At 63.3% G+C, this 23,990-nt stretch carries 13 protein-coding genes and 2 other RNA genes; 11 read left to right on the top strand and 4 right to left on the bottom strand.

Going from position 1 to position 23,990, the window contains the following annotated elements; genetic code table 11:
* Positions 1 to 350 precede the first annotated feature (350 nt).
* The 3 genes from XnspCFBP7698_RS16160 to XnspCFBP7698_RS16150 all read right to left on the bottom strand — a co-directional run bounded on the left by XnspCFBP7698_RS16160 (position 351) and on the right by XnspCFBP7698_RS16150 (position 4,236).
* A non-coding RNA gene (locus XnspCFBP7698_RS16160) (sX9 sRNA) lies at positions 351 to 427 on the bottom strand.
* Between the two features lie 51 nt (positions 428 to 478).
* On the bottom strand, positions 479 to 901 hold the full coding sequence (locus XnspCFBP7698_RS16155) for a hypothetical protein (RefSeq protein WP_104580293.1): 423 nt from the start codon (positions 899 to 901) through the stop codon (positions 479 to 481).
* The gene (locus tag XnspCFBP7698_RS16150; protein ID WP_104580292.1) at positions 898 to 4,236 is read right to left on the bottom strand and encodes a winged helix-turn-helix domain-containing protein; all 3,339 of its coding nucleotides are present in this window, start codon (positions 4,234 to 4,236) and stop codon (positions 898 to 900) included. Before XnspCFBP7698_RS16150 ends, XnspCFBP7698_RS16155 begins: the two co-directional genes overlap by 4 nt.
* A 307-nt stretch (positions 4,237 to 4,543) precedes the next feature.
* Here XnspCFBP7698_RS16150 and fabV point away from each other — a divergent pair, with 307 nt between their 5' ends.
* Together fabV and XnspCFBP7698_RS16140 are read left to right on the top strand one after the other, a co-directional pair.
* On the top strand, positions 4,544 to 5,752 hold the full coding sequence (gene fabV / locus XnspCFBP7698_RS16145) for an enoyl-ACP reductase FabV (RefSeq protein WP_104580291.1): 1,209 nt from the start codon (positions 4,544 to 4,546) through the stop codon (positions 5,750 to 5,752).
* A 478-nt stretch (positions 5,753 to 6,230) separates the two neighbouring features.
* The gene (locus tag XnspCFBP7698_RS16140) at positions 6,231 to 6,512 is read left to right on the top strand and encodes a hypothetical protein (protein WP_104580290.1); all 282 of its coding nucleotides are present in this window, start codon (positions 6,231 to 6,233) and stop codon (positions 6,510 to 6,512) included.
* A 213-nt stretch (positions 6,513 to 6,725) separates the two neighbouring features.
* On the opposite strand, the gene XnspCFBP7698_RS16135 is transcribed toward XnspCFBP7698_RS16140, so the two are convergent.
* Positions 6,726 to 7,748: a sugar kinase gene (locus XnspCFBP7698_RS16135; protein WP_104580289.1), complete on the bottom strand. Its 1,023-nt coding sequence runs from the start codon at positions 7,746 to 7,748 to the stop codon at positions 6,726 to 6,728.
* A gap of 285 nt (positions 7,749 to 8,033) precedes the next feature.
* Between XnspCFBP7698_RS16135 and XnspCFBP7698_RS16130 the strand changes: the two genes are divergently transcribed.
* The 9 genes from XnspCFBP7698_RS16130 to XnspCFBP7698_RS16075 all read left to right on the top strand — a co-directional run bounded on the left by XnspCFBP7698_RS16130 (position 8,034) and on the right by XnspCFBP7698_RS16075 (position 23,777).
* Positions 8,034 to 10,802: a TonB-dependent receptor gene (locus XnspCFBP7698_RS16130; protein WP_104580288.1), complete on the top strand. Its 2,769-nt coding sequence runs from the start codon at positions 8,034 to 8,036 to the stop codon at positions 10,800 to 10,802.
* Between the two features lie 247 nt (positions 10,803 to 11,049).
* The gene (locus tag XnspCFBP7698_RS16125; protein ID WP_104580287.1) at positions 11,050 to 14,244 is read left to right on the top strand and encodes a TonB-dependent receptor; all 3,195 of its coding nucleotides are present in this window, start codon (positions 11,050 to 11,052) and stop codon (positions 14,242 to 14,244) included.
* 12 nt (positions 14,245 to 14,256) lie between these two features.
* The gene (locus XnspCFBP7698_RS16120; protein WP_104580286.1) at positions 14,257 to 15,234 is read left to right on the top strand and encodes a pectinesterase family protein; all 978 of its coding nucleotides are present in this window, start codon (positions 14,257 to 14,259) and stop codon (positions 15,232 to 15,234) included.
* Positions 15,234 to 16,262, top strand: coding sequence for a pectate lyase (gene pelA, locus XnspCFBP7698_RS16115; RefSeq protein ID WP_104580285.1), 1,029 nt, complete (start codon positions 15,234 to 15,236; stop codon positions 16,260 to 16,262). Before XnspCFBP7698_RS16120 ends, pelA begins: the two co-directional genes overlap by 1 nt.
* Positions 16,263 to 16,329: 67 nt before the next feature.
* Positions 16,330 to 16,406: non-coding RNA, sX9 sRNA (locus XnspCFBP7698_RS16110), on the top strand.
* A gap of 72 nt (positions 16,407 to 16,478) precedes the next feature.
* Positions 16,479 to 20,342, top strand: coding sequence for a LamG-like jellyroll fold domain-containing protein (locus tag XnspCFBP7698_RS16105; RefSeq protein WP_104580388.1), 3,864 nt, complete (start codon positions 16,479 to 16,481; stop codon positions 20,340 to 20,342).
* A 391-nt stretch (positions 20,343 to 20,733) separates the two neighbouring features.
* Complete coding sequence (locus tag XnspCFBP7698_RS16100) at positions 20,734 to 21,438, top strand: nucleotide-binding protein (RefSeq protein ID WP_104580284.1); 705 nt, start codon at positions 20,734 to 20,736, stop codon at positions 21,436 to 21,438.
* Positions 21,439 to 21,539: 101 nt separating this feature from the next.
* On the top strand, positions 21,540 to 21,755 hold the full coding sequence (locus tag XnspCFBP7698_RS16095) for a hypothetical protein (protein WP_104580283.1): 216 nt from the start codon (positions 21,540 to 21,542) through the stop codon (positions 21,753 to 21,755).
* A 1,455-nt stretch (positions 21,756 to 23,210) separates the two neighbouring features.
* On the top strand, positions 23,211 to 23,777 hold the full coding sequence (locus XnspCFBP7698_RS16075; protein ID WP_146093214.1) for a hypothetical protein: 567 nt from the start codon (positions 23,211 to 23,213) through the stop codon (positions 23,775 to 23,777).
* The last annotated feature ends 213 nt before the right edge of the window (positions 23,778 to 23,990 follow it).

Genomic DNA, 23,990 nt, shown 5'->3' with positions numbered 1-23,990 from the left:
GCCGCGCTCCGGTCTGCTGCGGAGTCCGTCATGCGCCACCCCCTTCCTATTGTCCTGCGCGCCGTTCTGCTCGCCATGGTGGCCTGGGCGGGTCCCACCCAGGCCGAACTGCCTGCACCCTGGGTCCAGGCAGCCTTGCTGGCCGAGCCGTCGGCCGTTGACCCTGTGCTGAGGATGGTTGTCGGGCCCGGCGCGCCGCAGCTGCGACGTGCCGCTGCCACGGCATGCAATAGGCATCCATGTGTCTCGTCCGGCCCGGGCGCGCCTGCGGACTGGCTGTGACCGTCCCGCTCGGGCGAGCACTTTTCCGCAGGCGGCAGCGGTGCCAGCATTGCCGGGGACACCTGGAGCGATGACCAAAACCTGGTGAGCAGTCGTCAGGTGGGTGCGGCCGGCGCACAGGCATCGCAATGGACGCGTGGTGCATGCTGCGCCGAGCGCCGGCCGCGCCCGCCTGATGCTGAGCGCAGTCGTCTTGTTATCTGCCCTTATTGATTGGCGGCACTTCCTGCGGGTTGATCTTCGGGTCGTTGCCGACCTGGGGATCACAACTGAACCAGACTTTGTTGCCCTTCTTGTCCGTGCGGGTTGGGTCTTCGACGATGATGGTCAGAAAAATCAGGGTAGGGACGCTGTTGGCGTTGACGACTTCGACGCTGCGGCCGTCAGGGGCAATGACGGGGTCACCGATTTGTTTGAATGCATCGGTCGTCAGCAGGCTCTTGATGATGAAATGCTTCGGAACAACGTCTTCGTCGAAGTGATACGTCAACGTCGAGACACCGTCGTCCTTGTCGACAATCAGCAGGTCCGGAGCAAAGCTGTAGAAATATTCGCCAGCGCCTGTATTTCCTCCAAATCCCACCCGCGCCACCGTGAGCTTGATACTGAAATCCGTCATGACTTGTCCTGTTCCTTGAGAGGCGGGGCATAGAAGGAGACAAACCCCGGGTGGCGGTAGCCCGCCTGGTACAGCCATCCGAGCTGTTGCGTAACGGCAGAGCGCTGGCCTAGATGCACGTGGGCGCGAATCCAGGGGTCGAGCAGGTTCTTGTCGCGGCTGTTGCCGCCATCCTTGCCGAGCAGCGTCACCACGCGCTGCCATGCTGCACGCGCGCCTTCGTGATTGCCGGTTGCCGCGCGGTGTTCGCCCTGCCAGACCAGTGCCAGGGCCAACGTCGAGATGGCCGACAGATCGTCGGGCTTGGCGTGATGCAATGCATCCACGCGCGCAACGATTCGATCGAGATCGCCTGCGTTGGCAGCGTGAATGCGGTGCAGGCGCATCTCGATGATGGCGTCCAGCAACTGCCAGTCGGGCAGCGGCTGCGACTGTTGCAGCAGGCGGGTCATGGTGTGATGCGCCTGGCCAAGCTGCTGCCTGGCTTGATCGGAATGCCCGTCCAGTGCCGCGATCCAGCCGGCCTGCGCGTAGGCATGCCCCAGATCGCTGCGCCAGGTCTGGTTGTCCGGCTGCAGTGCGACCAACGGCTGCAGCATGCGCACGCTGTCCTGTGCGTCGCGCTGCGCCTGTAGCAGGTGGCCTTGCACCAACGCCAGGTTGGAGACGCGGATCAGCGACACCGCCAGACGCCGTTGCCAGGCATGGGCATCCGGATCTGTCTCCACCAGCACGCGTAGCATCGCAATCTGGTCGCGGTAGCCCTGCTCGGCAGGCGCCAACAAGCCCTGATTCTCCTGCGCCAGGCTCAGCCCCGACAAGCTGTCGATCAACTCGTAGCGCAGCGATGCGTTGTCCGGACTCCGTGCGATCAGCACACGCTTGAGCGCAATGTCGCGCGCAAAAAAACCGATTGCCGTCCGGGCATCGCCCTGCGCCATGGCCAACATGCCGAGATTGTTGAGCGCATACGACAGCTCCAGCTGCCAGCGAGGGTTATCCGGGGCGGTGCGCACCAGCCATTCACTGGTGGCCAGGTAGTGCGACCAATGCGTCCTCGCCAACGGAAACTGCTTGCCGCGATAGGCCATGCTCCCCAGCCAGAACGCCGCCTGCCCCATTTCGGCACGTGCCTCCAGCACGTCGGGCGCGCGCAGACGCGCCTGTTCGGCGGTAGCGGCGGCACGCGTAAATGCCGCATGCGCTTCTTTCAATTTGCCCTGATTCATCAACACTTCGCCGGTGGTGCGCAGGGCGCGGGCGTGGTTGATCAGGTCGCCGGTGTGCATGCTCGCGCTAGGCAGACCTTCCAGGTAGCGCAGCGCGCGGCTGCCCACGCTATCGAGCAATGTCAGGTTGCCCACGGTGCGCAATTGCTCGGCCAGATCGCCCAGCATGTAGCCCACCAGTTGCTGCGCCTGGTCGCGGCGTTGTTCGGCCACCTGCTGAGCCTGGCGTGCCTGCCAGCCGAGCAGCAGCGAGGCGCTGGCCAGCATCACCAGCAATGCGGCGGCGGCGGCGTACAGGCCGCGGCGCTGGCGTTGCGAGCGTTCGCAGGCGCGCAGAAACGCCAGCTCCGACGCATCCAGGTCCTGCGGCATGCGCCGCGCCGCTTCGCGCGCTTCGCTCAGCGGGCGGCCGCTGTTGAGCAGGTGGTCGGTGCGCCGGCCCTCGGCGGCCCAGCGTTGCGCGGCCAGGTGCAGGCGTTTGCGTGCCTGCAGCAGGCGGCGGTTTTCATGGATCCACTCCGCCGCGCGCGGCCATTGCCGCAACACCGCTTCGTGCGCGACCGCAAAGCCCGGCTCGCCGGCCACCAGTTCGCTGACGAACAGCCGCGCATGCACGAACGCATCGACCAACACGCGTGCGCCGCTGCCGTGAGGCAATGCGGCCCACAGCGCACGCCGCGCGGTCACCGCATCGCTGTCGGGGTGGATCACGCTCAGCAACGTCAGCACCTCGCCGAGCGCGGCCTGTGCATCTGCCGGCAGTGCGCCGAAGGTGTGCTCGGCATGATGCGCCAGTGCGCCTTCCAGCCCGCCCAGGGCGCGGTACGCCGCAAAGGTCAGCAGGCCATCGGCGCTGCGTTGCGCGTGCAAGGCCTGCAGCAGGTGTTGCAGCAGCGGCAAGGCATCGGGCTGGCGCGCGGTGGCATCGCGCAGCACATCGTCCAGGTGGCTGGCACTGTCGTGGTCTTCCTCGAAGCGCAGCCCCGCCATCGCGGCCGGCACGCGGATGATCTGGCCGATCTCGCCATCGCGCGGCGGCAACAAATCCACATGCCCGTCGCCGCGTTTGAGCTCGGCGATGTCCGGCAATGCATCGATCAGGCGCGGATAAAAATCGCTGCGGGTGCCCATCAGCACTGCCACGTGCGCGCTGGCGCACAGTGCCTGCAAGGCCGTGGCCAGCGCCGCGCGATCGGCGTCGGTGATGCCGGGTGTGGCCACCAGCGCTTCGGCGTGGTCGATCACCAGCAGCAGATGCCGCTGGCTCGGCACGCTGTCGCGCGCCGGGGCGCAGTGGTGCATGGCCTCCTCGATGGCCGCATGCAGCGGGGCGGGCTGCTGCAGCCACCCGGGCAGGTGTGCCGCCTGCGCCGGCGAAAACACCGCACGGTCGCCCGGCGCCCATTCGCCCAGTGCGCGCGCGAGCGTGTCCAGCACGTCGCCGCCGCGGCATTGCGCCAGGTTGCAATACGCCACCGCCACCGCTTCCAGCCCATCCAGCCCGCCGGGCTGGCACAGCAACGGCACCACGCCTGCCCGCAGCAACGAGGTCTTGCCGCAGCCGCTGGCGCCGCTCACCAGCACCAGCCCGCGCCGGCTGTGCAACTGCGCACGCACTGCGGCTGCCACCTGCGCAATGGCATGGCTACGCCCGAAAAACACCTGCGCATGTGCCGGGTCGAAGGCCTGCAGCCCCACGTACGGGCTGCCGTGCGCCCAGTGCTGGCTGCCCAGCACTGCGCCGCGATAATCCTGCGGAAACACCACCGTGGGCAGCAGGCGATAGCCGCGTTTGCGGATGGTTTCGATAAAACGCGGCTGGCGGCTGTCGTCGCCCAGCTTGCGGCGCAGCTGGGCGATGGTCTTGTGCACCGGGTTGTCGCCGTAGAAGCTGCCGTGCCACACCTCGATCAGCAACTGCTCGGCACTGACCACCTCGCCGGCGCGTTCGGCCAGGGCGATCAGTACTTCCATCATGCGCGGTTCCAGCGTGATGGTCCGGCCGTCGTCGATCAGCGCCAGGCGCTCGGGTTCGACCAGCAACGGGCCCAGGCGGAACCGCGGAACGGAGCCCAGCTGCGTGACGCGCTCGCTACGAAGGGACATGCACTCGGACACCGGTCGCACAACTGGAAGGGGCCTTGACGATCGCCAACAGGCGCGGCCAGGCACGGCACGGCAGGGCCGAAAATACCACAGCCGTGACGGCCGCAATTGCCCAACGTCGCGCTTTATGCACTCTGCGCGTGCGCAGCGCGCCGCCAGTGCGGCGCGGTCGGTAAAAGCGGCCAGAAGCCCCTGGCACCGCCGCCACGCGCGTCTCCATACAGCAGCGTGTGTTGTGCATCAGGCTGTTTCGCGCGCGTCACACGCACTAAGATGCCGCCAGCATCTTGCTGACCAGGAGTCCACGTTGATCATCCATCCCAAAGTGCGCGGTTTCATCTGCACCACCACGCATCCGCTTGGCTGCGAGCGCAATGTGCTCGAGCAGATCGCCGCCACGCGCGCGCGCGGCGTGCGTCACGACGGTCCAAAGAAGGTGCTGGTGATCGGCGCGTCCAGCGGTTACGGCCTGGCCTCGCGCATCACCGCCGCGTTCGGCTTCGGCGCCGACACGCTGGGCGTGTTCTTCGAAAAGCCCGGCATCGCCACCAAGGCCGGCACCGCCGGCTGGTACAACTCGGCCGCGTTCGACAAGCATGCCAAGGCCGCCGGGCTGTATAGCAAGTCGATCAATGGCGATGCGTTCTCGGACGCGGCGCGCGAGAAGGTGATCGAGCTGATCAAGACCGAAATGGGCGGGCAGGTCGATCTGGTGGTGTATTCGCTGGCCTCGCCGGTGCGCAAGCTGCCGGGCAGCGGTGAAGTCAAGCGCTCGGCGCTCAAGCCGATCGGCCAGACCTACACCGCCACCGCCATCGACACCAATAAGGACAGCATCATCCAGGCCTCGATCGAGCCGGCCAACGCGCAGGAGATCGAAGACACCATCACCGTGATGGGCGGGCAGGATTGGGAACTGTGGATCGACGCGCTGGACGGCGCCGGCGTGCTCGCCGACGGCGCACGCAGCGTGGCCTTCAGCTACATCGGCACCGAGATCACCTGGCCGATCTACTGGCATGGCGCACTGGGCAAGGCCAAGGTGGATCTGGACCACACCGCGCAGCGCTTGAACGCGCGCCTGGCCCAGCGTGGTGGCGGCGCCAATGTGGCGGTGCTCAAGTCGGTGGTCACCCAGGCCAGCGCGGCCATCCCGGTGATGCCGCTGTACATCTCCATGGTCTACAAGATCATGAAGGAAAAGGGCCTGCACGAAGGCACCATCGAACAGCTCGACCGCCTGTTCCGCGAGCGCCTGTACCGCGAAGACGGCCAGCCGGCCGAGGTGGACGACGAGAACCGCCTGCGCCTGGACGACTGGGAACTGCGCGACGACGTGCAGGACGCCTGCAAGGCGCTGTGGCCGCAGGTCACCACCGACAACCTGTTCCAGCTCACCGACTACGCCGGTTACAAGCACGAATTCCTCAAGCTGTTCGGCTTCGAACGCGACGATGTGGACTACGACGCCGATGTGGCGACGGATGTCACCTTCGATTGCATCGAGTTGGGGTGAGGAATCGGGAATCGGAAATCGGAAATCGGGAATCGGGAATCGGGAATCGCAAGAGCGTGGTTCCCTGATTCTTTGAGTTTCCCGGCGCATAGCGAGATGAAAAACGGCCGGCAGTGATGTCGGCTGTTTTTTTTATAGGGCGGGGCAGTGGTGGTTTGGCTCCGCGGCGCGATGTGGTATCGACGCGCGCTGATATGAGGCGCTTGTGCAGTGCTTGCGTCGCGGCGTCCGGTGAGTTGGTCGACGAACCTGTAACGCCGTCATTGGGTCAACGCGGGCAGATGGCGCAACGTCGAGCGGCCGTACCCTCATCCGCCCTTCGGCAGCTTCTCCCCCATAAAGGGGACAATGTCCCGAGGGGAGAAGGATCGGTCCAGGTGCTCTGCGCAATCTCAAGCGCGGCACGCCGGCAGTGTGGGCGCGCACCACAACGCCGCCGCTCCAATCCCTAACGATCACTCCCCAAACCCGGCACCCAATGGACAAACTCATCGCCCATCTCGTCCTGGCCTTTCTCGTCAGCATTGTCTGCGCAGCGCTGTTGCGCTTCGTGCGGCTGCATGGTGCTTTAAAGGCACTCGCCAATCTCGCAATCACCACGGCCGTGGTGTGCGCCGTGGTGATGCAGGACGGCTCGGCACCGCCGTGGCAGAACGCGCTATTGATCGCCGCGTGTTTCAGCGTGCCGGCATCGCTCTGTGTGGTGCTGGTGAGTGCCGCAATGGCATGGGTCATCAACAAACGCCGCGCACGCCATTAAGACGTTCGCGGCGATTTGAAGGGGCAGCGGCGTACACCCCAGCGTGGCCTGACGGCCAAGCTGCAACTTGATGAGCCTCTTCCAGCCGGATCACCCCGCGGAGCGATCAGTCTGTCCTACATCTCAACAAAGTCCGGGCCGGAGCGGTATTGCAAGGCGACGAGCAAACCGAAAGCCAGCGCCCTCACGCCCTTCCGATTCCCCATTCCCGATTCACCGCCGCACATCAAACCGCGCATCCCCCACGCACGCCTGCACCTCGGCCACCGACAGCGGATTGAAGTCGCCCGGAATCGAATGCTTCAAACAACCCGCCGCCAGGCCGAAGCGCACCGTGTCCTCCAGCGGCCAGCCCTCGATCAACCCGTGCAGCACGCCGGCCGCAAACGCGTCGCCACCGCCAATGCGGTCGATGATGGGGGTCAGTTCCTCGCTGGGCGCGCGCGCCACGGCGCCTTCGCGCGGCACCAGCATCGCGCCCAGGCTGTGGTGGTCCACGTTGTGCGTCACGCGCTGGGTGCAGGCCATCAACTGCAGCTGCGGGAATGCGGCAAACGCCTGCTGCGCGGCCGCTTCCACACGCGCTTCCAGGGTGTCCTGCGGGAACTCGCCGCCCAGCACCACGCCGATGTCGCGGTAGTCGGCAAACACCACATCCGCACATGCGAAGAGCTGGTGCAGGATGCCGCGCGCATCGCCCTGCCAGCGCTGCCACAACTTGGGCCGGTAGTTGCCGTCGAACGACACCTTGACCCCGGCCGCTCGTGCGGCGCGTGCCGCCGCCAGCGTGGCCTGTGCCACGTCCGCGCCCAGCGCCGGGCTCACCCCGGACAGATGCAGCCACTGCAGGCCCTCCAGCAGCGCAGGCCAGTCGTAGGCATCGGCCGGCGCCAGCGCAAACGCCGAGTCGGCACGGTCGTAAACCACCTCGCTGGGGCGGTGGATCGCACCGGTGGTCAAGAAGTACAGGCCCATGCGGCCGTCCACTCGCCGCACGTGGCGCGTGTCCACGTCGTGGCGGCGCAGCTCGCCCAGCACCGCCGCGCCCAGCGGGTTGTCCGCCACCGTGCTGACCATGGCCACCTCATGGCCGAAATGCGCCAGCGAGACGCCGACATTGGCCTCCGCACCACCGCAGTGCACGTCCAGCCGAGGCTGCTGCAGCAGCAGCCCATGACCAGGCGCCCCCAGGCGCAGCAACAACTCTCCAAAACACAGGATGCGGGCTCGACTCATGCGGTAGTACCTCGGCTGTGTGGTGCGTCACGGCGTGGGGAAGCCGCTGCACATTAGGATGACCATCGGTGTCATTCTAGCCCTCCCGGAACACGGCGGGTGAGACCCACTATGCGACACGGCGTGACGGCTTGCGCCCCATTTAGGCGAAATCCGGACGCATTTCTGCTGCGCTGCAAGATGTTGAACGACGATTCAGCTGGTAACGTCGTTTTGACCAGCGGTGTCATTGCCGCTCACACCCCCGCATTTCACATTGTTCATGGACCCTTGGGAGGGGAGGACATGCAATTTCGGACCACCAGCCGGAAGACACCGGTTACCTTGCTGGCACTGTCGATCGGCCTGGCGCTGAGCGGCCACGCCGCCGCACAAGACGCCGCCGCCCCACCTGCCGAGCCCGCCGTGGACCTGGACACCGTCACGGTGACCGGCTACCGCGCCAGCGTGGAAAAGGCCCTGGACATCAAGCGTGGCGAAGCCGGCGTGGTCGATGCCATCGTCGCCGAGGACATCGGCAAGTTCCCCGACCTCAACCTGGCCGAGTCGCTGCAGCGCATCCCCGGCGTGGTGATCACCCGTGAGGCCGGCGAAGGCCGCGCCATTTCGGTGCGTGGCCTGGGCCCGGAGTTCACCCGCGTGCGCATCAACGGCATGGAAGCGCTCACCACCGTGGGCGCCGGCGACCAGAGCGGCGGCACCAACCGCGGCCGCGGTTTCGACTTCAACGTGTTCGCCTCGGACCTGTTCTCGCAGCTGATCGCGCGCAAGACCGCCTCCGCCGACGTGGAAGAAGGCTCGCTGGGTGCCACCGTCGACCTGCGCACCGCGCGTCCGTTCGACTACAACGGCTTCACCTTCGCCGCCAGCAGTCAGGCTGCCTATAACGCCATGGCCGAGAAGGCCAACCCGCGCGTGGCCGGGTTGATCGCCAACACCTGGGCCGACAACACCTTCGGCGCCTTGCTGTCGGTGGCCTACACCGAGCGCGAAGTGCTGGAAGAAGGCGCCAACACCGGCCGTTGGGCCAATGGCCCCAGCAATGGCGGCTTCAGCGCCACCTCGCCGTTCGCCGCCGCGCGCTCGGCCGATGTCTACCACCCGCGCTTCCCGCGCTACACCCAGCAGATCCACGACCAGCAGCGTCTGGGCGTCACCGGCTCGCTGCAGTGGAAGCCGTCCGATCGCACCACGCTGTCGCTGGACGCGCTGTATTCCAAGATCGACGCAAAGCGCGACGAGCACTACATCGAGGCGATCTCCTTCAGCCGCGGCGGCAATGCGCGCCCCGTGCTCGTCGGCAAGCCAGCCACCGTCGTGCGCAACGGCGAGATCCGCAACAACGCGCTGGTCTATGGCGAATTCGACAACGTCGACATCCGCTCGGAAAACCGCCACGACGAGTGGAACACCGAGTTCAAGCAGATCAGCTTCGATGTCGAGCACCGCTTCAACGATGCCTTCAGCGTCAATGCCCGCGTTGGTACCTCGCGCTCTGCGCACGAGAACCCGGTGCAGACCACCATCATCATGGACAAGTACGACGTCGACGGGTACAGCTACGACTACCGTGGCAACAGCCGCGCGCCGGTGCTGAACTACGGCATCGACCCGACCAATCCCAATGGCTGGGAGCTGGCTGAAATCCGCCTGCGTCCGCAGTCGGTGGACAACGACTTCGACACCGGCCAGATCGACTTCAACTGGAACATCAGCCCCGGCTTCCGCCTCAAGGGTGGCGTGCTGGCCAAGAACTACAGCTTCAGCACCGTCGAACTGCGCCGCGCCAACGAACTGGCCGTGCCCACCTTCGCCAATGGCACGCGCATCGTGCCGGCCGACCTCAACGAGCAGGCCGGGCTCAAGGGCATCAACGGCAGCCCGGCGGCGTGGGTGGTGCCCAACCTGGATGCGGTGGCCAACCAGTTCGGCATCTACAGCAACAGCGGCACCTTCGCCGTGGCCCCGCGCGTCAACAACAGCCGCAGCGTGGAAGAAAAAGACCGCGGCGTGTGGTTGATGGGCGAGTTCTCCACCGACCTGGGCTCCATCCCGCTGTCGGGTAATTTCGGTGTGCGCTACGTGGAGACCGAGCAGGAATCCACCGGCTACGCGCTGATCAACAACGCCCCGGCGCTGACCACGGTGGGCCGCAAGTACAGCAACACGCTGCCCTCGTTCAACCTGGTGGCCGAGCTGGCTCCGGACCTGTTGCTGCGTCTTGGCGCGGCCAAGGTGATGTCGCGTCCCGGCCTGGGCAGCCTTACCCCCGGCGTAACCGTGGCAGTGGCCGGCGGTGCGCGCACCGTGGCCGGCGGCAACCCGGACCTGGACCCGATCGAAGCCACCAACGTCGACCTCGGCCTGGAGTGGTACTTCAACGAAGGCGCCATGCTCGGCGTCGGCGTGTTCTACAAGGACATCGAGAGCTTCATCCAGACCGCGCGCGAAGTGCGTCCGTATTCCAGCAGCGGCCTGCCGGCCGAATTGCTGGAAGGCACCGGCGCCACCGTCAACGACGACTTCGCCTTCAGCATCCCGCTCAACACCCCGGGCGGCGAACTGAAGGGCGTGGAAGCCAACTACACCCAGCCCTTCACCTTCCTGCCGGGCAAGTGGGCCAACCTGGGCGTGCAGCTCAACTACACCTGGGTCGATTCGCAGATCCAATACCTGGCCAGCAGCGGCGCGCCGGTGATGAAGAACGACCTGCTCGGCCTGTCGCGCTCGTCGTGGAACGCCACGCTGTTCTACGAGGGCGACATGTTCGCCGGCCGCGTCTCGGCCACCAACCGCGACGACTACCTCACCCAGGCACCGGGTGCGGAAGCCGGCTTCAACGTCGACGGCGTGCACGGCATGACCGGCACCACCATGCTCGACGCCTCGCTGCGCTACAAGATCAGCAAGCAGCTGGAGCTGAGCCTGGAAGGCATCAACCTCACCAACGAAGCCTCCGACGAGTGGGTGTCGTCGCCGCGCACCGGCCAATTGCCGCTGCAATACGCCGAAACCGGCCGGCAGTACCTGCTGGGCCTGCGCTACAAGTTCTGAGTGTCGCCCGCCCGCTGCGCACATGCGCAGCGGGCCTCTTTCAACGCCTGATCGCGCTTGCGTCTGCGCCCACCCGAGGTGGGCGTCTGCAACGCGGTGGGCGTGCTGTTTCTAGCCGCTGCCGCACCACGCGCACGCCATCGCATGAGGCTTGCCGTGTCGCCGGCGGCGCACCTCGATTCGACGCCGCGGGCCTGTGGGGAGGCTGCATGCGTCTTTGCAGCAGTGCCACCGGAGTGAGTGCATCATGCAAGTCCGTTCGCGTCGTCCCGCCGCATTGGCGGCCGCCCGCCTGCCCACCGCGCGTCTGTCGGTGGCCATTGTCCTGGCACTGCACGCAGCCGCAGCCGTGGCGCAGACCGCCCCCGCGCCAACCACCGACGCGGTGGATCTGGACCGCGTGCAGGTCAAGGCCACCTACCGCGAAAGCCTGCAGCAATCGCTGGATGCCAAGCGCTACAGCGTGGAGCAGGTGGATGCCATCTACGCCGAAGACATCGGCAAGTTTCCGGATCTGAACCTGGCCGAATCGATGCAGCGCATCGCCGGCGTCTCCATCGACCGCGAAGGCGGCGAGGGCAAGCAGATCTCCGTGCGCGGCCTGGGTTCGGACTTCACCCGCGTGCGCATCAATGGCCTGGAAGCCCTGGCCACTGCCGGCAGCGGCAGCGATGGCGTCAACCGCAGCCGCGGTTTCGACTTCAACACCTTTGCCTCGGAACTGTTCAGCCGCGTCACCATCAGCAAGACCCAGTCGGCACAGATGGACGAAGGCTCACTGGGCGCCACGGTCGATCTGCGCGGCTCGCGCCCGTTCGACTTCGACGGCTTCGAAGCGGCCGCATCCACGCAGTACGGCTACAACGATCTCTCGCGCGAAAAAGATCCGCGTTTCTCCGGTTTGATCAGCAACATCTGGGCCGATGGTCGCGTCGGTGCGTTGATGTCGGTGTCCTACAGCGAGCGCCACCTGCGCGAAGAAGGCTACAACCCGGTGCGCTGGGAGCACGGCAACTACCGCAACTCCAACCAGAGCACCGCCACCAACAACGGCACCTATGGTTTCTGTTCGCCGGTGGGCTACAACCCGCAGACCCCGCGCAACCCGCTGGCCAATGAAACGCGCGCTGGCGTCGGTTCGCAGGCCAACCAGGACCGCAACAACGGCTGGGGCAGCTACGGCATCAGCGCCGCCAACTGCGGCACCGGCATCCCGCGCCCGGCCAACACGCCGGAGAACATCCAGGCCTACGAAACCGCCACCAACGCCTGGATTCCGCGCTACCCGCGTTATATCCGCACCGACCATGAAATCAAGCGGCTGGGCGTCACCGGCGCACTGCAATTCAAGGTCAGCGACGACACCCTGCTGAACTTCGACATGCTGTATTCCAAGCTGGACAAGGACCAGCGCGAAGACTCGGTCGGCGCCAACCTGCACCGCACCGCCAACTTCGGCGGCAAGACCCAGATCGCCGTGCGCGAGGCGCAGGTGGACGACCAGAACCGCCTCACCTACGGCGTGTTCGACAACGTCGATTTCCGCACCGAGTCCAGCAACATCGAAGAATCCACCGAGTTCAAGCAATTCAGCCTGGACCTGCAGCACCGCTTCAACGACCAGGTGCGCGTCAACGCATTGGTCGGCCATTCGACCTCGGACTACGAACGCCCCGAGTTTTCGATGGTGAGTTTCGACAACACCAATCTGGACGGCTTCGTGCTCGACCGCCGCAATGGGGGCGACTACCCCAGCATGAGCTTCCCGTTCGACGCGGGTAACCCCAACAACTGGCAGTGGCTGGGCTATGGCGCGGTACCGGTCAACAGCAACGGCACCGCGCGCGGCACCAACATCAGCGAGGTGCGGCTCAACCCGCAGACGGTGGGCAACACCTTCGACACCGCCAAGGTGGATCTGGAATTCAACATCAGCCCCACCTTCACCTTCCGCACCGGGCTGGCCTACAAGAACTACGACATGGACACGTCGGAGTCGCGCAACATCTCTTACGGCCGCCTGGCGCAAGCGTTGCCGGCCGGTGTGGGCGTCAATGACCTGAGCACCAATCTGGACGGCTTCGGCCGCAGCTTGAACGGCAGCTTCCCCACCACCTGGGTGATTCCGGATTTCCAGAAAGTCGCCGACCTGCTCAACATCAATTGCAACTGCGATACCGGGGTGCCCGGTGGCGACTACCGCCTGGCCGATGTCGGCCACTTCGGCTCGTCCAACAACAATTTCGCGGTCAACGAAAAGAGCCTGGGCACCTACCTGCAGCTGGATTTCAACACCGACCTGTGGGGCCGCGCGCTGCGCGGCAACCTGGGCGTGCGCTATGTGCAGACGCAGATCGCCGCCAGCGGTTACGCGCCATGCACCGCCACTGCGGCCGGCGCCATCTCGCCCAACTGCGAATCGTTCTTCGGCGTGGCCAGCGCCACCGCCGCAGCCGGCGAGCGCCTGCTGGTGCCCACCACCGTCAACCACAATTACCGCGATGTGCTGCCGTCGTTGAACCTCTCGTGGGATGTCAGCGACGAAGTGGTGTTGCGCTTCGGTGCGGCCAAGACCATGGCACGCCCCACGCTGGCGTATCTGTCGCCCAGCGTCAGCGGTGGCCCCACCCAGTTCTTCGACGACGGGCGCTTCTTCTCGATCAACCTGGGCAACCCCAAGCTCGACCCGTTCCGCTCCACCAACTACGACCTCAGCGCCGAATGGTATTTCCGCGAAGGCTCGCTGTTGTCGGCGGCGGTGTTCTACAAGGACATCGACAGCTACGTGCAGCGCACCCGCGTGCTCAGCACCTGGGAAGCGATGGGCTACTCGCTGGATCTGCTGCCGGCAGGCTTTACGCCGGACACCATCTTCAACGTGCAGAGCTACTTCAATACCCCCGGCGGCCCGCTCAAGGGCTTCGAGCTGACCTACCAGCAGGCCTTCGACTTCCTGCCCGGCTTCTGGCGCAACTTCGGCATCCAGCTCAACTACACCCAGGTCGATTCCAAGATCAATTACCTGTTCAGCACCGCCGGCAACAGCAACACCAGCATCACCACCACCGCTACCGAGCGCGACCTGCTCAACCTTTCGCCGCAGTCCTATAACGCCACCGTCTATTACGACGACGGCCGCTTCAGTGCGCGCGTGTCCACCAGCTACCGCGATGGCTACATCAACAACATCCTCGCCCAGGAAGACGTCTACGACCTGGACGGGCGTCGCCTGGTCACTGCCGATGTCACCGGCAAATACAGCGTTGAAAACGTCGACTTCAACATGTCCTACAAGCTCAACGACCACATCTCGCTGACCTTCGAGGCGATCAATCTGCTCGACACCCCCGACCGCCGCTACGTCGATTCCACGCTGGAACTGCCCGACAAGTACACCGTCACCGGGCGTCAGTACTACGTCGGCGCGCGCTACAAGTTCTGACAGGAGCAACGCATGCAACCGCATCGCAGGAACGTGTTACGCACCTTCGTCGCCACCGCCGTGCTGGCCGGGCTCTCGCTGGGCAGCAATGTGGCCTTTGCCGCCGACCCGGTCTACACCGTGGCCAAGCAGGGTAGCGCTGGCTACCGCACCGTGCAGGCCGCCATCGATGCCGCCGTGCAGGGCGGCAAGCGCGCGCAGATCAACATCGGCGCCGGTACTTACCAGGAACTGATCGTGGTGCCGTCCAACGCACCGGCGCTCAAGCTCACCGGCGCCGGCGCCACCCAAACCGTCATCACCTACGACAACTACGCCTCGCGCATCAATCCGGCCACCGGCACCGAATACGGCACCTCCGGCTCGTCCAGCGTCATCATTGCCGGCAACGACTTCACTGCGGAAAAACTGGCCTTCGGCAATCACGCCGGCCCGGTTGGGCAGGCGGTGGCGGTGCGCGTGGATGGCGACCGCGCCGCGTTCCGCAACGTGCGCTTTCTCGGCTACCAAGACACGCTCTATTTGCGTGGCGCCAAGCTGTCGTACTTCCTCGACTGTTACGTCGAAGGCACCGTGGACTTCGTGTTCGGCGCCGGCACCGCCCTGTTCGAAAACGTGCAGCTGCATTCGCTGGGCGACGGCTATCTCACCGCCGCCTCCACCCCGCAGGAGGCGGCACGCGGCTTCGTGTTCCGCAATGCCCGCGTCACCGCTGCCAGCGGCGTCAGCCGCGTGCACCTGGGCCGCCCGTGGCGCCCGTATGCCAGCGTCAGCTTCATCAGCAGCCAGCTCGGCGCGCACATCCTGCCCGAAGGCTGGAACAACTGGGGCAACGCCGCCAACGAGGCCACCGCCCGCTACAGCGAATACCAGAGCAGCGGCCCCGGCGCCAACCCCTCGCGCCGCGTGAAATGGTCGCGCCAGCTCACCGCTGCGCAGGCCGCCGCGCAAGACCGCACCGCCATCCTCGGCACCTGGAAGCCGTTCTGATGATCAAGTTCTCAACCTTCGCATTGGCCGGCGCGCTGCTGCTGGTCCCGCTCTCGGCCATGGCCGACAAGATCGCCGACAACATGCTGCTGCTGCAGACCGCCTCCGGTGGCTGGTCCAAGCAGTACAAGGGCGTGGCGGTCGATTACACGCGCACCTTCACCGCTGCAGAAATTGCCGAACTGCAGCAGCCCGGCCGCAAGGACGATGCCACCATCGACAACAAGGCCACCACCTACGAAATCGGCTATCTGGCCACTGCGTTCAAGAACGAAAAGAACGCCAGGTACATCGCCGCCGCCCGCCGCGGCGTGGACTACCTGCTCAAGGCGCAGTACGCCAATGGCGGCTGGCCGCAGTTCTACCCGGACCTGTCGTCCTACCACCACCAGATCACCTACAACGACGACGCCATGGTGCGCGTGCTCAACCTGTTGCAGGACATCGGCGAGGGCAAGGGCGACACCGGCGCACAGCTGCGTGGCAGCCACGGCGCCAAATCCATCCAGGCCGTGGCCAAGGGGCTGGAATGCGTGCTCGCCACCCAGGTCAAGATCGGCGGCACGCTCACCATCTGGGGCGCGCAATACGATGAAGTCACCCTCAAGCCGGCCAAGGCGCGCGCGTATGAGCTGGCTTCGTTGTCGTCGGGCGAATCGGTCAGCATCGTGCGTTTCCTGATGCGCCAGCCCAACCCCTCGGCCAAGATCAAGACCGCCGTGCAAGCGGCCGCTGTCTGGTTCGACACCCACCGCATGCGCGACCTGGCCACCAAGAAGATCGACGACCCCACCCAGGAAACCGGCAAGGACGTGATCCTGGTCGCGCAACCGGGTGCCTCCTTGTGGGCGCGCTTCTACGACCTGCAGAATCAACGCCCGCTCTATGCCAACCGCGACGGCGTTGCATTGACCGACTACATGAAAGTGCCCAACGAACGCCGCGTCGGTTATGCCTGGCACGGTACCTGGCCGGACAAGCTGTTGAAGGAAGATATCCCCAAGTGGCGTACTGCCAACGGTCTGTAACAGTGAGAGCGGCCAACAGAACACCTGCGCAGCCGCCAGGCGGGTGCGGCCGGTGCTCGGAATCGGCATGTACCACTCGTACACTCCGGTTCTGAGCGCGCCGTCCGCACCCACCTGACGACTGCTCGCTACGTTCTGTTAGCCGCTCTCCCCCGCCGCGCGGCATCCCCGCGCGGCGACGTCTTTTGAAGTGAGGTAAGCGTGCTGAAGCTTTTGATGGGTGTGGTGTGTCTGATCGCGTTGCCGGCAAACGCGGCCTCCGTTGCGGCACCGGAACTGCTGTTCCGCGTGTCCGCCGATCGCAGCCTGGACGCGGACGTCGCCCGCGGCGACGGCGTGCCCAACTTCCGCGACAAGATCGCCCTAGTGCCCACCGGCAAGCGCGGCAACGCCATCGAATGGGCCGACGACGGCGTGCTGTCGTGGAATGCGCCCGGCAACCTCTACACCCAGCGCGGCACGCTCGGTTTCTTCTGGCGTTCGCGCTACCCGGTGGGCGAAGCACCGTTCGTGATCTTCCGCGTCGGCTATGCCGACCACACCAGCTGGGACATGGCCTGGCTGCGCATCGACTGGAACGGCCACGGCTTCGATGCCTTCGTCACCGACGCCAACCTCGCGCGCACCCGCGTCTCGTTCAAGCTCGACAAAATTCCCGCCGCCAGCGACTGGACCCACATTGCGTTTGCCTGGGACGAAACCCAGGGCGTGCGCCTGTATGTGGACGGCAAGGAAGCCGCACGCGTGGACTGCGGCGCACCCTGCGCCAACGGCGGGGCACTCGATTTCGACGCCGCGCTGGATCAGTTCGGCCTGGCTGGCCGCGTGATGTCGCCGCACCAGGTGCAGAGCCGCTACAACTTCCTGCGCGGCAGCGACTTCGACGAGATCCGCATCTACGACCGCATGCTCGACGGCGCAGGCGCCAGCGCGCTCGCCCGCCTGCAGGAACCCACCACCGCCGTCCCCGCCACCAGCGACGCGCAGCACACCGCCTTCCTGCACCGCTACGGTTGGGACAATGGCCACGCACCGCCCGCACTCACCGCACCGGTCACCGGCATCCGCAAGGTGGAATTCACCGACGCGCGCGATCTCAAGCAATGGATGTGGAAGGCCACCGACGGCATTGCCGAAACCACCTGGCCCGGCGTCTACAACCGCTCGCGCCTGCCCGGCCGCAACGACTACTTCCAGCTGCCCGACTGGAACACCTACGTCGAAGGCGGCAAGGCGCTGGACCTCACCCTGCCGGACGAGCCGGTCAACCGCATCGAGCTGCGCGGCGCCGCCTACGGCCAGGCCAGCTACACCGCGCCCACTGATGCCGGTGCCACCACTGCGCAGGCGCAACCGCTGTTCGCACGCGCACAAGGCGTGGTGCGCAGCGTGGACCAGTTCCCCGAGCGCCGCGGCGGCACGCTGCGTTTTGCCAACACCGCGCAGGAAACGCCCATCCAGGAAATCTGGGCCTACAACGTGCAGCCGGGCGCCGTGCCCAAAGGCAGCGCGCAACTCAGCTACACCGTGCGCAGCGACATCCAGCCGGACTACGACAACCTCGCCGAACTGCGCGATGTCATCGCCGGCCGCTACCCGCCGGGCGAGCGCCAGACCGTCATCGCACTGCCTACCAAGGCGCCGGCCCGCAAGCGCGCCAGCGGCAAGGCCGCAGCAGGCGGGCAGCAGCCCATCGTGCACATCCTGGTGCCCTCCAGTCTTGGCAACCCGCCGCCGGACCAGGCGCTGATGCGCAGCTGGTCCTACGGCTGGGAGAACATGCACGACGGCCTGGACGGCATCGCCATCACCTTGCCCGCGCTCAACCTGCCGGCCACCCACAACGGCAGCATCCCGCTCAACATCCGCATCAAGGACCCCATCTGGCCTGCACGCGACATGATCGATGTCTCGGTCGCCGTCGCCCCCGGCCAGGCCCGCACGCTGTGGCTGGACCTGCGCGACAGAATTCTCAGCAACGACAGCCTGATGCTCAGCATCGCCGCCGCCGCACCCGGCTTCGACGCCAACGCGCTCGACGGCACCCAGCTGCAGCTGGTGTTCAAGCCGCGCAATGAGGCCATCACCGAGCACGTGGCCGACCGCTTCAACCAGGTCAAGGACAACTGGGGCTTTCTGGTGGAAGAGCACACCACCTCCAAGCGCCAGTTGCTCTACAAGCGGCTGGATGCCGACATCACCGACCTGCTGCGCGTCGACCCGGACAACGCGCTTGGACGCGAATACTGGAACGACATCAGCTACGCCAACCAGGGCGAGTTGCCTGTCGATCTGCCCAGCGTGCCCAAGGGCGTGCCCGCCTGGGCGTTCTGGCAGCTGCAAGACCTCAGCGCCACCCGCCGCTACATCCGCTGGTGGATCGAACAGCGCCAGGTGGCCTACGGCGATTTCGGCGGCGGCATCTCCGACGACTCGGACCTGGTGCAGCAATGGCCCGGCGTCGCCCTGATGGGCGTGGACCCGGACATGCTCAACGCCTCCATGCTGGCGCTGTCCGATGCCAACTACCGCAACGGCATGTTCACCAACGGCCTGTCCACCATCGAAACCGACGAGCTGCATGCGTACGAAGAGGGCATCAACCTCAACAGCGCCCTGCTGTATCTCAACTGGGGCGACCCGCGCACCGTCGAGCGCCTGATGGAAACCGTCAAGGCCTTCGACACCATCATCCAGGTCAACCCGCAAGGCCACCTGCTGTTTGCCAGCAACTGGTTCGGCGGCCGCAAGGTTTACCGCGAGCCCAACTGGCAATGGCAAAAACCGTATTCCTTCCCCATCGTGCACCCGGCCATCCTGCTGGGCGGCTATAACGCCGACCCCAACAGCCGCCGCATCGTCACCGGCCTGGCAGACGGCTATCTCGCCCACGCCTACACCACCGCCAAGGGCAACTGGGCCCTGCCCAACGAGATCAACTGGCAAACCGGCAAAACCCGCGGCGGCGAACTGTTCGAAGGCAGCGGCGGCGCCGACACCTTGCACACCTTCTGGGCCGCCTACCGCTTCACCGGCGATGCGCGTTATCTCAAGCCCATCGACTACCGCGTCGCCAACAGCGGCCCAAATGGCCTCTCCCTGCTCAACGAAAACTTCCTCGACGTCATGGGCAAGCGCAGCGACTGGAGCGGCAAGCTGTTAGATGCCGCCAATAAGGACGACGGCAGCGCCCCGGACTTCCCGCACCATGTGGCCTGGGAGCAGACCGGCAATCTGGATTATCTCGCCGCCATTTATCGCAGCGAGGCGCGCGAGAAACTGCAGAACTTCTACATGAATACCGAAGGCCACTGGTGGAGCGACCGCGTGGAATCCCCCACGGTCAACCTGCAACGCGCACGCCTGGGCGGCGTGGCCCTCAAGCGCAACCAGACCTACCCCGGCCACACCGTGAGCTGGCGCTTCGCCGATCCGGAAGCCGCCACCCAAGTGGCCATCGCCATCCCTGCACCCCAGCAAGACCGCTTCACCGTCATCGTCTACAACACTTCCAGCAGGACTCAGCGCGCCAGCATGACCGGCTGGAACGTCGCCCCGGGCCAATGGCGCATCACCCAGGGCGTGAGCAAAGGCAATGACGGCAAGCTCGACAGCAATGCCAAGACGCAAGAGCGCGCTTTCGAAAAAAGCGCTTCCATCGACATCGACTTCCCTGCAGGCCGCACCACCGTCCTGCAGCTCGAACGCATTGCCGCCACCACCCCGGTCGAACTACGCCCAGACCTGGGCATCGGCCACGGCGACGTGCGCGTGACCGCAGATGCCATTAAAGTGACCGTGCACAGCCTCGGCCACGCCGACGCACCGGCCGGGTTTGTGGTGCTGGAGGATGCGCGTGGCAAGGAGCTGGCGCGGGGCGCCTTTCAGGCACTCGCCGCACCACGCAATCTGCAACCAATCACCACCCAGGTACGCCTGCCACTAACCAACGCGACAAATCTAAGAACCGCGCAATTGCGTGTGGTGACCGAAAGCAACGCCCCAGAGATAACCGACCTCAACAATAATCTCGCTTTCCCCACCCCAGCCAAGCCGGCAACCGCACAAAACATCCAATAACCCAACACACCAATCCCTTCTCCCGCACGCGGGAGAAGGTGCCCGAAGGGCGGATGAGGGCAAAGCCGATAAACCCAGCAATCAATCGCGCAAGCGCATTGACGCAACCCAAAAACTCGGCGAGGATCAAAATACGCAGCATGTAACGCAGCCGAAAAGCCACACATTTCTTCAGGGGGAATAAAAAATGTTGAGCAAGGCATGGAGCATCGTGGCACTTAGTGTGGCCGTACCGGGGATGAGGCATAACACCTGGCGTCAGAGGGACATAGCTGAAAAGCGGTGAGCTTCAAGTGCTCGTGGCGATCTACGACTGTCAGGAGTCGGCGAGTATTACGTTATGCCGCGCTCGGGCGGTCCAATAGTAGTTAGATTTCAAGGAGAGATCACTGTGAAACCGAAGATCTTTATCGGCTCATCGCGAGAAGGCGTCCATATTGCAGATGCGGTACACGCGAATCTTACTTATGACGCGGAGTGCACTGTCTGGAAAGACGGTGTATTCCAACTGTCACAGAACACTCTGACGGACCTAGTGCGTGTGCTCAGAGATTCCGATTTCGGAGTTTTCGTATTCTCGCCTGATGATCTGACAATCATGCGCGGAAATGCGTCTACTGCAGTGCGCGATAACGTGATCTTCGAGTTGGGGCTTTTCATCGGCAGACTCGGCCCTGAGCGATGCTTTTTTCTAATCCCAGATGACGCTTCAGACCTGCGCCTTCCAAGTGATCTTGCCGGTGTGACACCTGGCCGATACGAGGGCTCAAGAAGTGATAGCAACTGGATGGCAGCGCTCAACCCGGCTTGCATGCAGATTAAAATGCAGATTGCACGTTTGAAGTCCTTCCAAGATGCAGCGCAAGTTGTGGAGCCAGTCACGCCTGCGACTTCTTTACCGGATCTGCTCTCGCCCGGTAGCGATATTATTTATCTTGAAGAGTACAAAAATAGCTATCTAGTCAAAGGAAATACAAAGCCGCACAAAGACGAGATCAAGAAGGTTGCAAAGTGGAATGGAAGCCTTGGGGCATGGGTTCTACCTAAGAGCCGAAAGGAAGCATTCGAGCGCGACTTCTCGAAGTTCATGGGTTGAGATCTAAATAATTAATTCAAGCCGACGCCGCTCCGCGGCGCAGCTTATTCAGGGGTTGGGTCGCGGCATCGAAAGCGCTGCAAACTGAAAGGGAGCAGAGTATGGCAACGACGATGTACTTCGACGAGGTGGTCAATGATCAGGGCGGAGAGCATTCCTTTGAGATTGAACTCGGGCGATCATCCTTTTATCCAGAAGACAGCATTTACCTGACCATCGATGGCAACACCGTTATCATGGATTGGGCCACAGCCAAGAGATTTGTGAACGCAGTTCTGGCTGTCGGTCACTACCATGGCATGGTTGACGGACGATGATCGAGCAGCGATCTAACAATCCGTTCAAGCTGACGCCGCTCCGCAGCGCGGCTTAACTCAGGTGCTAGACACCATGGCGAGCAACTTCGCGTATAACCTTCTCATGGCACTAGTGCCAGGCTCTGCCGTCAGTTTTTACGAGGGTTTGCTTATGGCAAAGCAGTCTAAGTTCTACGCGCTAAAGTACGAGTCGCTCCAAATCGTTCGAGCCATCAACTACATTGGTGGTGGTACGCGGACGAAGATCCTTAGATCGGACAGAGCAGATGATCTGTGGTTGATTGCTTCAGAACTTTAAATTAAAACATAAGCCAGCCGGTCATGTTGTCTTGCGCAGAAATAGTGAAATTGTAGACGCTATCGCCGCCTGTGAAATCTCTCCCTACTCTGCTGAGCGCCTCATGCAGCAAATCGCGACATGGCAAGTGGACCTGCGTGGACTTCGCGTACGTAAAATCCTCTTCTTGCCTCGGGGCCAACTAGCAATGTGAAGAACGGGGCAGGTGCAATTAATAAGTCAACCTGCCCCCTTTTGCCCGCGCGTCAGGGTTTTTACAAAAACATCCAGCCCACATCACTCACTTTTCTCAGGAGGAATCCCGATGGCAATTAAATGCGACAACACTGACATTTTGTTGGCAACTGTCCGCGCTAAAAATAACCTGCGGCAGGGATCTCCCATCCCAATGGCACGCAAACAAAAATTGATGTGCCGGAAGGGTTGGTGATGAATATCCTTAGCATTGGAAACGGCAATTTTTAAGACGATAGTTTTGAGAATCACATTGCTACAGACATTGTTAATGTAATTGAATTTATTAACTATCCGGTCCCTGAAAACTAAGGGCTGTAGTTGTTCGCTCTAACTTATCAGTGCACCACTGCCTTCGGCAGACCATGAATTCAGACGTTAGGCTTACTTGGAGCATTTATGACGGACTTAAAAGTACATAGCGTTGACGGAAAGGGAGGTCTTGATAAAGAGTGCGTGTGGTTGAGTGTTCTGGAGGACATCCCGAGTCTTCAGTATTACGTCCTCTGTGACACTACTTACACAGACGAAAATCACATTTCTAATGAGCTTCGCCATACTTTCTGGTTCCCAAAGATTGCTGCAAAAAAAGGCGATTGGGTTCGGCTCATGACAAAAGATGGAAAGAACACGTCCGCTGCCAACGACAAAGGAAGCACAACGCACACTTTGTACTGGAAGCTTGGCAAGACGGTCTGGAACAAGGACGGTGATGCCGCAATCTTGTTCCCAGTAAAGAATTGGAAAACCACACGGGCTTAAGCCTAACAATTCATTCAAGCCGATGCCGCTTCGCGACACGGCTTAACTCAGGCGTTAGGACGTAAAGCATGTTAAACGACCGGCTTTCCTGGGCCGCTACTGCTGCGACAGTAGCCCTAATGTTCTTCGCAATAGTTTGGGTGCAACCATTGGTATCGGCCATGCAGTTCACCTACGTCATAGCAGGTGCTGTCGCTGGCGCGGTCGCTTCGCTCGGTATTTATCGGCTAGTAGCTAGCGCTCTCCTTTGGCTGTTCGGGAAAAGCATCGGCCTTCGAGCACTAATCCTTGGAAAAGGCTTCCTCGAAGGAACGTGGGTCGGTCATTATATGCACAGTGATCAACACCGATACACGATTGAATACATCGATCAGTCATCCGGTCACACTGTCATCCATGGTCGCGAGTTCGATCAAACTGGAGAGACACGTGCGTCCTGGTCATCCGACACTGTCTCCATCGATATCGTCCGCATGCAGCTCGTCTACGCTTACACGTGCAAAGTGTTTGAGCACAAGCATGTGCAAGAAGGCCTCGGTGTATTTGCTATGGTTAGGGAATCGAACGACAAAGCTGCAAGGAAGCTTGATGGCTATGCAGTTGACCTCATCGATGGAGAACGCGATCTAAACACAGAATTCAAGATTGACGACAAGCCGGTGTCAGACGAAGAGGCGCTGACCAAAGCGAGAGAGAAATTCAATATACCCGAACAACGAGTGGGCTAACCAGTCGGTCAAGCGGACGTGCCTACGGCAAGCCGCTTACCTCCAATGTTAGGCGACACATATGACCATGGTCCCGACCGAATGTCGCATGCCATCTCTCTACCCGGAGTTGTAACGACTGCAGCCCATACTCCTACTATTCATTGGTAAAAGAGCGGGGGCAGGCTCACTTAATAAGTCAACCTGACCCCGTTCCTTCTATCACGCAGTACC

Source organism: Xanthomonas sp. CFBP 7698, from assembly GCF_003600855.1.
Taxonomy (GTDB): domain Bacteria; phylum Pseudomonadota; class Gammaproteobacteria; order Xanthomonadales; family Xanthomonadaceae; genus Xanthomonas; species Xanthomonas cannabis.
Note: the sequence above shows the minus strand (reverse complement) of the source record. Positions and strands in the feature narration are given on the sequence as shown.